The 14732-nt window shown below is 72.5% G+C and carries 14 protein-coding genes and 1 pseudogene; 4 read left to right on the forward strand and 11 right to left on the reverse strand.

What is annotated here, in order from left to right:
- Positions 1–71 precede the first annotated feature (71 nt).
- The 7 genes and pseudogenes from ABZX96_RS14750 to ABZX96_RS14780 all read right to left on the reverse strand — a co-directional run bounded on the left by ABZX96_RS14750 (position 72) and on the right by ABZX96_RS14780 (position 4919).
- On the reverse strand, positions 72–623 hold the full coding sequence (locus ABZX96_RS14750; RefSeq protein ID WP_355543452.1) for an isochorismatase family cysteine hydrolase: 552 nt from the start codon (positions 621–623) through the stop codon (positions 72–74).
- Positions 624–759: 136 nt separating this feature from the next.
- A complete protein-coding gene (locus ABZX96_RS14755; protein ID WP_355543455.1) occupies positions 760–2586 on the reverse strand; it encodes a complex I subunit 5 family protein in 1827 nt (608 codons plus the stop codon).
- A complete protein-coding gene (locus ABZX96_RS14760; RefSeq protein WP_355543458.1) occupies positions 2583–2930 on the reverse strand; it encodes a sodium:proton antiporter in 348 nt (115 codons plus the stop codon). The genes ABZX96_RS14755 and ABZX96_RS14760 overlap by 4 nt, the downstream gene beginning before the upstream one ends.
- Before the next feature lie 233 nt (positions 2931–3163).
- Positions 3164–3880 (reverse strand): annotated as a pseudogene (locus tag ABZX96_RS14765) (MnhB domain-containing protein); the annotation flags it as partial.
- The gene (locus ABZX96_RS14770) at positions 3877–4167 is read right to left on the reverse strand and encodes a DUF4040 domain-containing protein (RefSeq protein WP_355543461.1); all 291 of its coding nucleotides are present in this window, start codon (positions 4165–4167) and stop codon (positions 3877–3879) included. The gene ABZX96_RS14770 and the pseudogene ABZX96_RS14765, both read right to left, overlap by 4 nt.
- A complete protein-coding gene (locus ABZX96_RS14775; protein WP_355543464.1) occupies positions 4160–4645 on the reverse strand; it encodes an MrpF/PhaF family protein in 486 nt (161 codons plus the stop codon). Before ABZX96_RS14775 ends, ABZX96_RS14770 begins: the two co-directional genes overlap by 8 nt.
- 58 nt (positions 4646–4703) lie before the next feature.
- Positions 4704–4919 carry a hypothetical protein gene (locus ABZX96_RS14780; RefSeq protein ID WP_355543467.1) on the reverse strand — a complete coding sequence of 72 codons (216 nt, stop codon included), beginning with the start codon at positions 4917–4919 and terminating at the stop codon, positions 4704–4706.
- Positions 4920–5236: 317 nt separating this feature from the next.
- On the opposite strand from ABZX96_RS14780, the gene ABZX96_RS14785 reads away from it, so the two are divergent.
- Together ABZX96_RS14785 and ABZX96_RS14790 are read left to right on the forward strand one after the other, a co-directional pair.
- The gene (locus ABZX96_RS14785) at positions 5237–5896 is read left to right on the forward strand and encodes an AAA family ATPase (protein ID WP_355543470.1); all 660 of its coding nucleotides are present in this window, start codon (positions 5237–5239) and stop codon (positions 5894–5896) included.
- Positions 5897–6390: 494 nt separating this feature from the next.
- Positions 6391–6846 carry a hypothetical protein gene (locus tag ABZX96_RS14790; protein ID WP_355543473.1) on the forward strand — a complete coding sequence of 152 codons (456 nt, stop codon included), beginning with the start codon at positions 6391–6393 and terminating at the stop codon, positions 6844–6846.
- A gap of 235 nt (positions 6847–7081) precedes the next feature.
- Here the strand turns inward: ABZX96_RS14790 and ABZX96_RS14795 are convergent, their stop codons facing one another.
- From ABZX96_RS14795 to ABZX96_RS14810, 4 genes are all read right to left on the reverse strand, one after another.
- The gene (locus tag ABZX96_RS14795; RefSeq protein ID WP_355543476.1) at positions 7082–7744 is read right to left on the reverse strand and encodes an HAD family hydrolase; all 663 of its coding nucleotides are present in this window, start codon (positions 7742–7744) and stop codon (positions 7082–7084) included.
- A gap of 89 nt (positions 7745–7833) precedes the next feature.
- Entirely contained in the window at positions 7834–8448 is a 615-nt protein-coding gene (locus ABZX96_RS14800) for an NAD(P)H-dependent oxidoreductase (protein WP_355543479.1), read from the reverse strand.
- 118 nt (positions 8449–8566) lie between these two features.
- Positions 8567–9751 carry a zinc-dependent alcohol dehydrogenase gene (locus ABZX96_RS14805; protein ID WP_355543482.1) on the reverse strand — a complete coding sequence of 395 codons (1185 nt, stop codon included), beginning with the start codon at positions 9749–9751 and terminating at the stop codon, positions 8567–8569.
- A gap of 378 nt (positions 9752–10129) precedes the next feature.
- Positions 10130–12229: a catalase gene (locus ABZX96_RS14810; protein ID WP_355543485.1), complete on the reverse strand. Its 2100-nt coding sequence runs from the start codon at positions 12227–12229 to the stop codon at positions 10130–10132.
- A gap of 564 nt (positions 12230–12793) precedes the next feature.
- Between ABZX96_RS14810 and ABZX96_RS14815 the strand changes: the two genes are divergently transcribed.
- Together ABZX96_RS14815 and ABZX96_RS14820 are read left to right on the forward strand one after the other, a co-directional pair.
- Positions 12794–13624: a SigB/SigF/SigG family RNA polymerase sigma factor gene (locus tag ABZX96_RS14815; protein ID WP_355543488.1), complete on the forward strand. Its 831-nt coding sequence runs from the start codon at positions 12794–12796 to the stop codon at positions 13622–13624.
- A 258-nt stretch (positions 13625–13882) separates the two neighbouring features.
- Positions 13883–14686 carry a VOC family protein gene (locus ABZX96_RS14820; protein ID WP_355543491.1) on the forward strand — a complete coding sequence of 268 codons (804 nt, stop codon included), beginning with the start codon at positions 13883–13885 and terminating at the stop codon, positions 14684–14686.
- Positions 14687–14732 lie beyond the last annotated feature (46 nt).

Raw genomic sequence — 14732 nt, forward strand, 5'->3', positions numbered from 1 at the left:
CCGGCGCCTTATGACGCGGACGGAACCGCCGCCCCGTAGGACGCGGACGGAACCGCCGCCCCCATGGGACGTCACCCGAACACCCCCGGGTCCTCGGAAGCCACGATCTCCGCCCCCATGTTGCGCTCCATCATCCGCAGCGCGGCCGACGCCAGGTCCTCGTGGATGTGCGCGACGGCGTCCCGCGCCACCGTGACCTTCAGGTGGCGGATGTGGGCGTCGAGCGCCGAATAGAGGATGCACTGCTCGGTGACCTGGCCGGTGAGGACGATCCGGCCGATGCCGTACTGGCTGAGCAGGTACGCCAGCGGCGTCTCGTAGAAGATCGAGTGCCGGGCCTTGACGACGAACATCGCGTCGTCGTCCGGCCGGACCGGCTCGACGAGGTCGGCGTGCGGCCCGCTGAGCGCCGTCTCCAGCAGTTCGTCGTGCTGGGAGCGCCAGCGGCCGAAGTTGTCGTTGACGTAGATGACGTCGGTGCCGTCGTGCCGGGCCCGTTCGATCAGCCTGCGGATGCCGGGGAGCGCCCGGCGTACGGACGGCATGAGCAGGCGGGCGTCCGCGTGGTCGTACGTGTTGATCATGTCGGTGACGATCAGGGCCGCCTTCGACGGGTTCCGCACGGTGTTCTCCTCGTCTTCCTGGTCTGCGTCTGCCTGGTCTGCTTCGTTCGCGGGGTGCCGGCCGCCGGTCCCGGTCTCCGGGTTCCCGTTCCCGGCTCCCGTACCTCCCGGCTCCCATACCTTCCGGCTCCCGGCGTCACGTCCGCAGTACGGGCAGCAGCAGGGCGCCCGTCAGCGCGACCCCGGCCAGCGTCCAGGCCACGTAGTCGCCGATGTGGCCCGAGTGCAGGCGGCGCAGTGGCGCGGCCCATCGGGCGGGGTGCGGGCGGGCGCGGGGGCGGACGGCGAGCCAGGCCAGGGCGGCGGCGAGGGCGGTGGACAGGAGGCCGAGGGCGACGCCGGAGAGCGTCCAGTGCGGGGCCGGGGTGTTCGCGGGAGCGGAGGCGGTGCCTCGGAGGACGGCGGAGGCGTAGCCCGCGTGGTCGGTGAAGGCGTCGGCGGCCCGGCCCACCGCCGTGTGCAGGTCCGGCAGCAGGCCCACGGCGAGGGCGGCGGCCATCAGGGCGGCGGGCACGGTGCGCATGGTGTCGGGGACGCGCCACAGGCGGCCCTCGGTCTCCGGCTGCTCGTTCTCGCCACTGGTCTCCCCCGGGACGCCGGGCGGGGTCGGTCCCAGGCCCAGGAACACGCGGGCGGTGGCCCGCAGCACCGCGCCTCCGGTGACCGCCGAGACCAGTACGCACAGCGCCGTCGCCGGGCCGCCGGACGCCTCCTCGATGAGCGCCTTGCCCAGGCCCGTACCGGTGAGCGGCAGTCCGGCCAGGGCCAGCCCGCCGACCGCGTACACCACGCCGGTGAGCGGGAGGTCGCGTCCCCGGCCACGCAGTTCGTGTTCGTCGACGCTGCCGAAGCGGTCCAGCAGAATGCCCGTGCAGGCGAACAGGGCACCCTTGACCCCCGCGTGGCCGAGGACGTAGAGCGCCGTCCCGCCGGTGCCCGCCGCGTCCAGGGCCGACAGGCCGACGAGGAAGAGGCCGGTGTGCGCGACGGTGGAGTAGGCCAGCAGCCGTTTCAAGTGGCGCTGCTGCCAGCACATCGCGGCGCCGATCACGGCCGTGAGCGCGCCGAGGACGAGCAGCGCGCGGTGCGCGTCGGCCTCGGGAATGCCGCCGGGGCCCGCGAACGCCGTCCAGTAGACCCGCGCGACGCCGTACACGCCCAGTTCCACCATCACCCCGGACATCAGGACGCACACGGGGGTGGGCGCCACCGCGTGCGCGTCCGGGAGCCAGAAGTGGAAGGGCACGGCGGCGGCCTTGACCAGCAGGCCGGTCAGGACGAGGACGAAGGCGGCCAGGACCAGCGCGTCCGGGCCGCCGGGCCGCGCGTCGAGGCGGGCGCCGATCTGGGCGAGGCCGAGTTCGCCGGTGCGCCCGTACAGCAGGCCGATGCCGAGCAGGGTCGCGTAGCCGCCGAGGGAGTTGACGACGCCGAAGGTCAGCGCGCCCTGGACGGCGCGCGCCTCCTCGACGCGGTACCCGGTCAGCGCGTACGCCACCACGCCCATCAGCTCGAAGAAGACGAAGGCGTTGAAGAGGTCCCCGGTGAGCGCGAAACCGCACATGGCCGCCTGGAAGATCAGCACGAGGGCGGGGAAGGTGCCCGCCGGTCGGTGCGGGCGCTCCGCGAAGTACCGCCAGGCGTAGGCGAGCACCGCGAGGACGAGGAGCGAGACGAGGGCGGCGAGGCCGGTCCCGATGCGGTCCCCGACCAGCACGATGCCCACCCCGGCGCCGTCGCGCGGGTGCCAGCCGCCGAGCCAGGTGACAGGGGTCGCCCCCGGACGGCCCGGGGCCGGGATGCGGACCAGGGTCCACAGCGCCAGCGCCGCCGTGCCCGCCGCGAAGGCGCAACTGATCACCTCGGCCCCGAGGCGGGGCAGCTTCCGGCCCAGCGCGACCAGCAGCGCCGCGCCGAGCAGCGGCGTGGCGACGACCAGGGGCAGCGTCTGTGCGGCGGTCACCCGCGCAGCTCCGAGAGCTCGTCCGGATCGACGGTGCCGTGCCGCTTGGCGACCTGGACGACCAGGGCCAGCAGCAGGGCCGTCACGGTCGCGCCCACCACCACGTCCGTGAGGGCCAGCGCCTGGACCACCGGGTCGACGACCGGGCGGCTGCCCGGCGGCTGGTCGGAGAAGACGGGGGCGGTGCCGCCGTCGCGGTAGCCGACGGCGAGTAGCAGGACGTAGGTGGCGGACTGGCAGACGGCGAGGCAGCCGACGGCGTGGATGAGGTTGCGGCTGGTGGCCAGGCCGTAACAGCCGATCAGGAAGAGCCAGGCGGCGACGAGGTACGGCAGGACGGTCACGGGCGGCCTCCTTCCTTGTGGTGATGGGCGGCGGGGTGGCCGGTCCGCTCGCCGGGGTGGGGTCCGCCGCTCCCGCCGTCGCCGTGGTCCCCGCTCCCGCCGGTCCCGCCCCGGCTGCCCCCGTCGTTCCCGTTCCCGTCCCCGTTCCGGCCGGTCCCTCCCTGGCCGTCGTCCCCGTTCCCGTCCCCGTCAGCTCCACCCCGGCCGTCCCCACCCCCGTCGCCCCCGTCCGCGATCTCCACCGCCTGGTCCAGGAACGCGGCCAGGAGGACGACCAGGCCGCTGGCCACCTCCACGCCGACGGCGGCGTTCAGCAGCGGGACGGTGCCGCCGGAGGCGAGGGTGTTGAACGTGCCCCAGGGGAGGACGTTGGCGAGGTAGACGGAGCCGGCGAACAGTCCGGCCGTGCCGATCAGGAGGTAGGCCGCCTCCCCGGTCGCGTCCGCCAGGGCGAAGACGTGGACCGGCCGGACGCGTTCCAGGGCCCGGTAGTCCACGGCGATGTAGAGCAGGTGCAGGGCGGTGGCGACCACCACGCCGCCTTGGAAGCCGCCACCGGGGCTGAGCTGCCCGTGGGCGATGACGTACAGGCCGACGAGCAGGGTGACCGGCAGCGCGATCAGCGCGTAGCGGCGTACGGGCGGGGAGACGTGCGCGGGTTCGGGCGGCACCCGGTGCTCGTCCCGGGTCTGCCGCAGCAGGACGACGGTGCCGAGCGCGGCGCAGAAGAGGATGGTCTCCTCGCCCAGGGTGTCCAGGGCGCGCTGGTCGAAGTTCACGGACGCGATGGTGTTGGCGGTGTGCCGGGCGAGCGCGGCGGCCACCGAGCGCGCCCCGTACGGGTGGTCCGTGCCGCCGAAGCCGGGGAGGGCCAGGCACCCGGCGAACAGCAGCACCGCCGTGCCGAGCCCGCCGGCCAGCAGTATCCACAGCCTGCCGCGCCGGCTCACCGCTGGTCCCCCTCCCCCGCGTCGCCGGACTCCGTCTCGGGCGGCCGTTTGCCCTTGCGACGGACCTTGCGTACGGACAGGAGCAGCATCAGCGGGGTGAGCGCGGAGCCGACGCCGAGTTGGGACAGGGCCACGTCGGGCGCCTGGAGGACGGCGAACAGCAGGGCGAGGGAGAGCCCGAGGACCGCCAGGACGGTGGCCTGCCGTACCGGGTCGCGGACCAGCACGGCGGTGGTCGCACCGGCCGTGACGAGTGCGAGCGCCGCCACGATCAGTGCGTCAGCCACGGTGGGCCCGGCCTTCCGCCGCCGCGGTACGCGGTGGGCGGGGCGACATGGCGCGGGTCGAGACGACGTTCCCGGCCACCAGCAGCACACCGATCACCAGCAGCTTCACCAGCGCCCGCCCGGGCCCGGCCGCCACGCACAGCGGCAGTACGACCAGCGGTACGAGGCTGCCCGCCAGCGGTGTCATGGCGCGGGCGAGCGGGCCGCGCGGCGGGTCGGCAACCAGGTCGTCGGCGAGCAGCCGGGCGAAGACCAGCGTCCCGGCCGGGCCGAGCACCGCCAGGACGAGGGCCATGTCGGTGTACGCCGTTCGCGCGTACCCCTGCGCGAGCAGCAACAGGGCCAGGCATCCGGACAGCGTCGCGACGTTCTGCGCCATCACCCGGCGCCGGACCGGCCCGCTCGCGGCCCCCCACACGGCGGGCCCGACCCCGGCCACCAGGAGCAGCGCGGCGGCGACCAGCCAGCCGTTCACCACGGGCCGCCCACCGGCCGCCCGGCCCGGCGGCGTCGCCGCCGCTCCTCGGTTCCGCCGCTCACCACCGCGCGCCCTCCTCGGCGCGGGCGTTGGCCCGGACCGCCTTGCGGGCGGCGCGGGCGGCGAACGAGCCGAGCACCGCGGCACCGCCGCCCACCGCCCACTCCAGCGGCTCGACGGTGCTGATCAGCATCAGCCACAGCGCGGTCAGCCCGACCCACCACGCGGCCAGTTCGGGGGCCGCCGCGGCTGCCTTCCTCGCACCACCGGACATGGCCTCACCTCCGGCCTCGCGTACCCGGCCGTCAGGCTCTCATGCGGGGTCCGCGCGCCCCGCGAACCGCGCCGGGCGGGCCTCCGTACGGCGGTGGGCGGCGATCCGTACGGCGGACGGCCGGGCGACCTGCCGGTGACGTACAGCGGGAGGGGGCCGGGGACCGTGGCGGAGGCCGTGGCGGAGGCCCGTACAAAACCGTTCGCGTCCCGTGATCGCGGCTGTTAGACAACACACGGACAAACACACGTACGACGGGCCGCCCCACCTCGGCCCGAAGAACCCTGGTACGAGCACAGAGAGGCGCAGGCCCACCCATGTCAGCTCCCCAGCACTCCACGGACGCCCCGCTCGCCTCCGCCACCCCGGAGTTCCCCGGCGCCCCGCACGCCCCCGGCACGGCGGCAGCAGGGGACGGGCTCGCCGAGGGGCCGTGGCGGCGGGGCGGCGGTGTCGTGGTCATCACCGGCATTCAGGCGGCGGGGAAGTCCACCGTCGCCCAGGCGCTCGCCGAGCGGCTGCCGCGTTCGGTGCACCTGCGAGGCGACACGTTCCGCCGCGTGATCGTCCGCGGCCAGGTGCCCATGTCACCGGACCCGGACGAGGACGCCCTCGCCCAACTGCGCCTGCGCTACCAGCTGCTCGCCTCGTGTGCCGACCGGTACGCGGCGGCGGGGTTCACCGTGATCGCCCAGGACGTGGTGCTCGGCCACCACCTCGCCGACCTCACCACGTGGATCACGACCCGCCCGCTGGCCGTGGTCGTGCTGGCGCCGCGACCCGACGCCGTGGAGGAGCGGGAGGCCGGGCGGTCCAAGACGGCCTACGGGCCGGACTGGAGCGTGGCGGGTCTGGACGCCGAACTGCGGGCCCACACGCCGCCGATAGGGCTGTGGCTGGACACCTCCGGGCAGACGGTCGAGGAAACCGTGCGGGAAGTCCTCGACCGCGCGTGGAGTGACGGTGGCATCGGCTGAGCCCGGGAGATGCCTGGGATTTCGGCATACGGGCGTCTGGGGGATTCGGCGGGCGTGACGTGAGATTTCCGCGAGGGGCCGTCTGACGCCGGGTCATTCCGTCGCCCGCGCACCTCGTGTGCACAGTAAGTGGCGCGATTTACGGATGAACCGAACTGTTGCGTATTGGCTCCCCGATTCCCGCAACGGGGAATTCCTTCGGCGTTCCGGTCCGGTCGCCCGATTCGGTGGTGCGTCCGCCGGGAAGACTGAGGAGAACTTCCCGGCAGACGGCACGAACGACGGTGTCCGCGTGAAGAGGCGCGAAGAGGCGTGAGGACACGCGCACAAGCGTGAGGAACGCCTTCCGTTCGGAGCGCGGATTCCGCTTTCGGATCGATTCCGTACGACGCACCGAAGGCCGGCGGGGGTTCTCGCCGGCACGGCGGCGCCCGCACGGCTTCCGTACGGAATCCCAGGCTCCCCATCGGCTTCCTCGGAGATCGGACGGAACCTTGGACCTTTCTCTGGTCGAATACCATGACCCGGACGACGCGTACGGCAAGGACGCCATGCGCCTTTACGCCCAGCGCGTCTGCGAGCTGACGGGCATGGAACCCCGGTACGGCATACCCGCCCTGGTCACGATCGCGCTACGGGAGTCGGCGTACAACTCCCCGCGGTGGCGGGTGAACGTCTCCGACCGCAACGCGACCGGCCCCGTCATGCCGGACGGCCATCCCCAGGGCTGCTCCCGCGGCGCCACCCAATGCGTTCCGCCGACCTTCGCGGCGTACCACCAGTCGGGCACCGCCCGTACCCCCTATGACGTGGTGGCGTGCATGTCCGCGACCGTCCATTACGTGCGCGACCGCTACGGCGTGAACCAGTCCGGCTCCAATTTCGCCGAACGGGTACAGCAGGCGGACCCGAACCGGCCGCCGAAGGGTTATCTGAAAGATCTCCGGTAGTGGGACGCGGCCGTTACCGAGAATACGCATCGGTTGTCGAGGGGCGTCCGTCGGGGGAAGCGGGCGCGCGCATTCCGGATTCCGGTGTGGCGACGGTCCGGATTCCGATGTGGCGACGGTCCGCATTCCGGTGGCGACGGCCCGCCTCCTCACGCGAACGGGCCCCCGGCCGACCGCTCCCGCACGCCGTGGCCAATCCGGCACGCGTTCACGCCGTGGCCAATCCGGCACGCCTTCACGCGAACGGGCTCTCGTCCACCCGCTCCAGCAGATCCGCCGGATCCCGGAACACCGCCGACGCGCCCGCTTCCTCCAGATCGGCCCGCGGAATGCCCCCGGACAGCAGCGCCACGCAGGTGACCCCGGCGGCGGAGGCGGCTTTCATGTCCCAGACGCTGTCCCCGACGAAGACGGCGCGCTCCGCGGGGACCTCCGCCAGCCGCAGCGCCTCCTCGACGGGGTCGGGGGCGGGTTTGCCGCGCTCCACGTCGTCCGAGCTCGCCGTGGCGGCGATGACCTCGTCGGCGTCGATGGCCCGGCGGAGGGCGGCGAGTTCGGTGCCGCTTGCGGAGGTGGCCAGGATGATCGTCCAGCCGCGATCGGCCAGCGTGCGCAGCAGGTCGCCGGCGGCGTCGAGGGCGGGCAGGCGGTCGAAGTAGGTGGCGTAGAGGGTCTTGTGGGCCGAGCTGAGGTCCGCGTCCTGTTCCTGGTCCCGGTCGTCACCGAGCACCCGGGCGATGAGGTCGGTGGAGCCGAGGCCGATGGACCGGTGGATCGCCCGCATCGGGACCCGGTGGCCGGCCTGGCGGAACGCCTCCCACCACGTCACCGCGTGCAGGTAGTTGGTGTCGGCGAGCGTCCCGTCCACGTCGAACACCGCCGCTCGTCCCTGCGTCACGCCGCATCACCGCTCTCTCCCGGGCCGGTCCCGGGGTCTTCTCGGGGTCCTGTTCCGCTCTTGAAAGCCACGCGTAGGAGCCGGCCCCCTCAGGACGCCGGCGGGTACGGCCCGTGCTTGAGCAGGCGCGCGAGGTGGGCCGCGTTGACGGCGAGGGTGCGGGTGGTGGACGCGACCACGCTCGGGGTGGACTTCAGGTCCTGGTAGTCGGTGCCGTGCATGGCCTCGCCGACCCAGTACGTCACGGCGTTGGGGGCGAGGGAGAAGCCGACGTCGTTCAGCCCCTGGTAGAGGTCCGCGGTCACCTTGTGCGCGCCGTCCTCGTTGCCGACCACCGCCACCGCGGCGACCTTGCCGTACGTCGACAGCCGCCCCTCGTCGTCGGTCTCGGATAGTTCGGCGTCCAGCCGCTCCAGGACGCGCTGCGCGACGCTGCTGGGGTGGCCGAGCCAGATGGGTGTGGCGAGGACGAGGATGTCGGCGGCCATGATCCGTCGGCGCAGGCCCGGCCAGGCGTCCCCCTCCCCCATGTCGATCTGCACGCCGGCGTGCACGTCGTGGTCCACGATCCGGATCGTCTCCCCGGTGATGCCCAGGTCCTGGAAGGCGGCCATGACCTGCCGGGCCAGCAGGTCGCTGCTCGATTCGGAGGGGCTGGGACGCAAGGTGCAGACAAGGGCGATTGCCGTCAAATCAGTGCTCATGGGGAAGCAGTACCCCCCGATGCCCCTGGCGTATCAGGGGCGCGGTCGTTCCACACGCGTCGCGGACACTCCCCGTGCGACCGGCCCCCGCGCCCCTCCCCGCCCACCGCACCGTGGCTCACGGCCTCAGCAGCGTCTTGATCATGCCGTCCTCCTTGGCCTGGAACGTCCGGTACGCCGCCGGGCCCTCCTCCAGCGGCAGCGTGTGCGTGGCGAAGCCCTCGACGCCCAGGATGTCCTTGTCGTCCAGCAGCGGCAGGATGTCCTCCACCCAGCGCCAGACGTTGGCCTGGCCCATGCGGAGCTGGATCTGCTTGTCGAACATGGTCAGCAGCGGCATCGGGTCCACCGCCCCGCCGTAGACGCCCACCACGGAGATCGTGCCGCCGCGCCGTACGACGTCGATCGCGGTGTGCAGCGCCGCCAGCCGGTCGATGCCCGCGCGCTCCATCAGCTTCTGCGCCAGCGCGTCCGGGAGGAATCCGACGAGCTGCTGCGCCGCCTTCGCCGTGGGCGCGCCGTGCGCCTCCATGCCGACCGCGTCGATGACGGCGTCGGTGCCACGCCCGTCGGTCAGCTCCCGTACGGCGTCCCCGACGTCCTTGCTCACCTCGCGCAGGTCCAGCGTGTGGACGCCGCGCTCGCGCGCCCGGGCCAGTCGCTCGGGCACCAGGTCCACGCCGATGACCTTGCTCGCGCCCTGGTGGATGGCGATCCGGGCCGCCATATCGCCGATCGGGCCGAGCCCCAGGACAGTCACGGTGCCGCCGGGCTGCACGTCCGCGTACGCCACGGCCTGCCACGCGGTGGGCAGGACGTCCGAGAGGTAGACGAACCGCTCGTCGGGCGGGCCGTCCGGGACCTTGATCGGCAGCTTGTTCCCGAACGGGACACGCAGGAACTCCGCCTGGCCGCCGGGCACCTGGCCGTAGAGCTTGGTGTAGCCGAAGAGCGAGCCTCCCGTCCCGCGCGAGCGCACCTGCGTCGTCTCGCACTGGGAGTGCAGGCCCTGCCCGCACATCCAGCACGTGCCGCAGGAGACGTTGAACGGGATCACCACCCGGTCGCCGGGGGCCACGGCGGTGACGTCGTTGCCGACCTCCTCGACGACGCCCATGGGCTCGTGGCCGAGGATGTCGCCCGGTTCGAGGTAGGGGCCGAGGACCTCGTACAGGTGCAGGTCGGAACCGCAGATGCCGGTCGAGGTGATCCGCACGATGATGTCCGACGGCTTGAGGATCTGGGGGTCCGGGACCGTGTCGACCCGCACATCGCGCTTGCCGTGCCAGGTCAGAGCCCTCATGGCGGTCTCCTTGTCGGTGTGCTGTGACGGCCGTTCGCCGGTGTGCCGTGAGGCCGCTTGCCGGTGTGCCGTGACGCCGTTCGCCGATGTGCCGTGACGCCGCTTGTCGGTGTGCCGTGACGATCGCTCGTCGATGTGCTGCGACGATCGCTCGCCGGTGTGCCGTGACGGCCGCGGTGGCTCCGCGGAAGCGGCGGGAACCACGGACGATCCCGGGTTCCCGGCCGGGCGCACGATCAAACCGGACCGGGTGCCGGACCCGATACGCGGGTGCCGGCACCCGGGCGTCGCGCGCGATGCCACCGCGTCGGACGCCCACGCGCTCCGGGGCCGGGCGGCGCGTGCCGCCCGGCCCCGGAGGCCGTCCCGCTCGTCCCCTCAGCTCCGCAGCGGCGAGCGGTGCCAGTGCCGATGGGCGCCGACCGCCTCGGCGAACGCGCGGGTGAACGACTCGCTCACCGGACCCTGCCCGAGGTCGGTGACCACGCCCGGTTCGTCGCCCGGCCGGCTGTCCTCCCCGCCGGTGGCGCCCATGGTGGGCAGCAGGGTCGCCAGCTTGTCCACGCTCGTGCCGAGCGCGCCGATCGCCTTGCCGTGCCGGTAGCAGCCGCGGACGAACCGCAGGGCGGTGTCGTCGGAGAGCGGGTCGCCGGAGTCCAGCCCGCCCTCCGGCAGCAGCACCGCGTCGTACAGCACGGACGCGACGGTGGGCAGCGCCCGGTCCACCTCGAACGGGCTGCCGTCCGCGTCGGTGATCGTGCCGTCCTGCGGGGCGATCATCTCCACGACGGCCCCTTGGGCGGTCAGCGCCTCCCGCACGGCCGAGGCCTGCGCGGAGTCCACGCCGTCGGAGACCAGGACGGCGATCTGCCGGGTGGCGATCGAGCCGTCCCCCTTGTTGGTCTCGAAGCTCAGGGCCGGGGAGGGGGCGGGCCGGGGGGTGCCCTCGGAGCGCGCCGGCGGTTCGGGGACGCCCACGCCCTTGGCGACCTCGACGGCGAGCGTCTGGTCCACCAGCGTGAGCTGCTCCACCACCCGGGCCCGCACGGACTTGGTCCCCACCTTGCCCAGCTCGAACCGGAAGGCGTCGATGATGTGCTGCTGCTCCCAGTCGGACATGCTGTGCCAGAACATCGCCGGCTGGGTGTAGTGGTCGTCGAAGCTGGGGCTGCGCTTGCGGATCTTGTTGCCGTCCACCCGTTCGGTGTAGTGCCGGAAGGCGGGGGCGTCGGGGTCGGCGAGCGCGGGGCAGCCGCCGCCGAGCGAGTTGGGGGTGTAGTTGGTGCCCTTGTGGATCTCGTCCTGGTGGAAGCCGTCCCGCTGGTTGTTGCGCGCCGCGACCACCGGCCGGTTGACCGGGATCTGGGCGAAGTTGGGACCGCCCAGGCGCAGGAGCTGGGTGTCCAGGTAGGAGAAGTTGCGGGCCTGGAGCAGCGGGTCGTTGGTGAAGTCGATGCCGGGCACGACGTTGGCCGTGTGGAAGGCGATCTGCTCGGTCTCCGCGAAGAAGTTGTCGGGGTTGCGGTTGAGCACCATCTTGCCGATGGGCCTCAGCGGGACCTGCTCCTCCGGGATGATCTTGGTCGGGTCCAGCAGGTCGAAGTCGAAGGCGTGCTCGTCCGACTCCGGGACGAGCTGCACGCCGAGCTCGTACTCGGGGTAGTTCCCGGCCTCGATGTTGTCCCACAGGTCGCGGCGGTTGAAGTCGGGGTCGCGGCCCTGCGTCTCCTGGGCCTCGTCCCACACCAGCGAGTGCACGCCCAGCAGCGGCTTCCAGTGGAACTTCACGAACGTGCCGCGCCCTTGGGCGTCGACGAACCGGAAGGTGTGCACGCCGAAGCCCTGCATCATCCGGTAGCTGCGCGGGATCGCCCGGTCCGACATCAGCCACATGATGGTGTGCAGCGTCTCCGGCTGGAGGCCGACGAAATCCCACAGGGTGTCGTGCGCGGAGGCGCCGGTGGGAATCTCGTTGTGCGGCTCGGGTTTCACCGCGTGCACGAAGTCGGGGAATTTGATGCCGTCCTGGATGAAGAAGACCGGGAAATTGTTCCCCACCAGGTCGTAATTGCCCTCGGACGTGTAGAACTTCGTGGCGAAGCCGCGTACGTCGCGCACCGTGTCCGCCGATCCGCGCGGCCCCTGGACGGTGGAGAACCGTACGAAGACGGGGGTGCGCACGGACGGGTTCTGAAGGAAGGCCGCCCGGGTGAATTCCGCGCAGGATTCGTACGGCTGGAAATAGCCGTACGCGCCCGCCCCGCGCGCGTGCACCACGCGCTCCGGAATGCGCTCGTGGTCGAAGCGGGTGATCTTCTCACGGAAATGGAAGTCCTCCATCAGCGTGGGCCCGCGCTCACCGGCTTTCAGTGAGTTGTCGGTGTCCTCGACGGCAACACCCTGATCCGTGGTGAGCGGTCCGCCGGCCGGGTCCGCGGCCCGGAACCGGTCCCGCTGTTCCTGTTTCGGGTCAGCCATCAGTGTTTCTCGCTTCCTACTCGCCGTGTGCCGTCGGGCGTCGAAAGACGGGGTACCACCGCGCCCCGAAACCAAACCCCGCCACCGCCCACTCCACGCTGATGCCGCGCGGGACCGGCGCGGCGAGCGCCGTCCGGGGCGTCCCGCCGGCCTCCGCGGGCGGTTCCGCGCGGTGTGCCGGGACGCGTTCCCCATAACTCCTCGCGTATTCCCGCGCGACATTTCCCGCGTTCTCCCATGACACGTTCCCGGGTGCCCACGGCCTTCCCCACCGCCCCCATGGATTTCCGTCCGACCGGTGTTTCCGGGGACGGGCAGGAGCGCCTACCCCGCCGTTCGCGAACCATGCCGGTCGGCGGCAGGTGGCCGATTGGTTTCGGGATGCCGAGTCTGGAGGATCTCTTTACGCTTGGCACCGGAGTAGCTGGATAGGTGCTTCTCGGTGCTCGGGACGGCAAGCACTCGCGTGAGGACAGTGGCACCGGCGGCCCGTACATCGGACCCGGCCACGGAATTCACGTCGACGCATCGGCAATTCGCGCCCGTTGGGAGAGGGAACGCCCTATGAGCAGCACACATGCTTCGGAACGGACCCGCCGCGGAAATTTCTTCGACACGCCGGACACCACGGAGGCGTTCGTCCGCATGGCGACGCTTTCCGAGGGGCCGGAAAAGCAACGGCTGCGTGACGATCTGACACGCGCCTGGCTGCCCATGGCCAAGCGGCTCGCGCTGCGTTTCCGCGATCGCGGGGAGAACGTCGAGGACCTCAAGCAGGTGGCGGCGCTCGGCCTGGTGAAGGCCATCAACGGTTACGACCCGGACCGCGGTGGGGCTTTCGAGAGTTACGCGGTACCCACCATCGTCGGGGAGATAAAGCGGCATTTCCGCGACTGCACCTGGGGCGTGCACGTGCCGCGGCGCGTGCAGGAACTCCGCAACAAGGTCCGGGTGGCCGTGCGGGAGCTGTCGGTGACCGCCGACGGCCGGTCCCCCTCCGTCGCCATGATCTGCGCCCACACCCAGCTCTCCGAGGAGCACGTGCTGCTCGGCCTGGAGGCGCTGGACAGCTACAAGTCCCTGTCGCTGGACGCCGAACGCCCCGGCGCGGACGACGGGTTCACCCTCCAGGACACCCTGGGGTACGCCGAACCGGAATACGAGCTGGTCACCGACCGCGAGGCGGTCAAGTCGCACCTGCGCCGCCTCCCTTACCGCGAACGCCGCATCCTGTACCTGCGGTTCTTCTGCGACATGACGCAGAGCAGCATCGGCCGGGAACTCGGCCTGTCGCAGATGCACGTGTGCCGGCTGATCCGGCGCACCTGCGCCCAGGTCCGCGAGCAGGTGGACACGGCGGGCGCGGAACTGCCGACCCGGCCGGCCGTGGCGTGAGCGGTCGCCGGCCGGGCCCGGCGACGGCGTCCCGGGCAGCCCGCGACACGGCCCCGGCCCCGCACCCGCACCCGCACCCGCACCCGCACCCGCACCCGCACCCGCGGCACCCGTACCACCCCCGCACGACGCACACCCCGCATGACGCACCCCCGCACGACACACGCACGACGTCCGCATGACGCACGACGCACGCACGAGGCGCGCAGGACGCGCGACCCCCATGACGCGCGCGACCACGGCGCAGAAAGTTCTTCGATGGCCGAGACAAAACTGACATGTGTCCCCGGTGCCCCGTCCTGGGTCAACCTCATCACCGGCGATCTCGACGCCGCGACGCGGTTCTACGGCGAGTTGCTGGGCTGGCGGTTCGAGGAGGGACCGGACCGCTGGGGCCCCTTCACCCGCGCGCTGGCCGGGGAGGGTGACGGGGTGGCGGTCGCGGGTCTGAACGCGTCCGCCCGCAAGAACGAGCTGCCCGTGTCGTGGACCGTGTACTTCGGTACCGAGGACGCCGACGCCACCGCCAACGGGCTGCGCGAGCGCGGCGGCACGGTGGCGGTCGGCCCGCTCAACTTCGACGCGGGACGGATCGCGATGACCGCCGATCCGGCCGGCGCCCGGTTCGGCCTGTGGGAGTGCCACCACCCGTGCACGCAGGGCGAGCCGCACCCGGTCGTCGAGGGCGCGCCCACCTGGTTCGAGCTGAGCACCCGCGACGCCTTCGAGTCCGCGCGGTTCTACGGCGACCTCTTCGGGTGGGACGACCCGGAGTACGGCCGGTTCGAGATCCGCTGGGAGGACGACCGGGTCCTGCTGCGGCTGGGCGACCGGGACGTGGTGGGGCTGCACGGGGGCGCCGTCGAGGCGGCGGCCGACCCGCACATCCGGCCGCGCTGGAACGTGCACTTCCAGGTGGCGGACGTGGACGCCACCGCGGAGGCCGCGCAGCGGCTGGGCGGCGCGGTGGTCGGCGAACCCGTGTCCCAGCCGAACGGGCGGGTCGCCCGGCTCCGGGACACCGAGGGGGCGCTGTTCCACGTCATCGCCCCGGCGCCCTGAGCCCCGGCTGCGGCCCCGGCGCCCTGAGCCCCGGGGCCGGAGCCGG

Source organism: Streptomyces sp. NPDC003077, assembly GCF_040611095.1.
GTDB lineage: Bacteria > Actinomycetota > Actinomycetes > Streptomycetales > Streptomycetaceae > Streptomyces.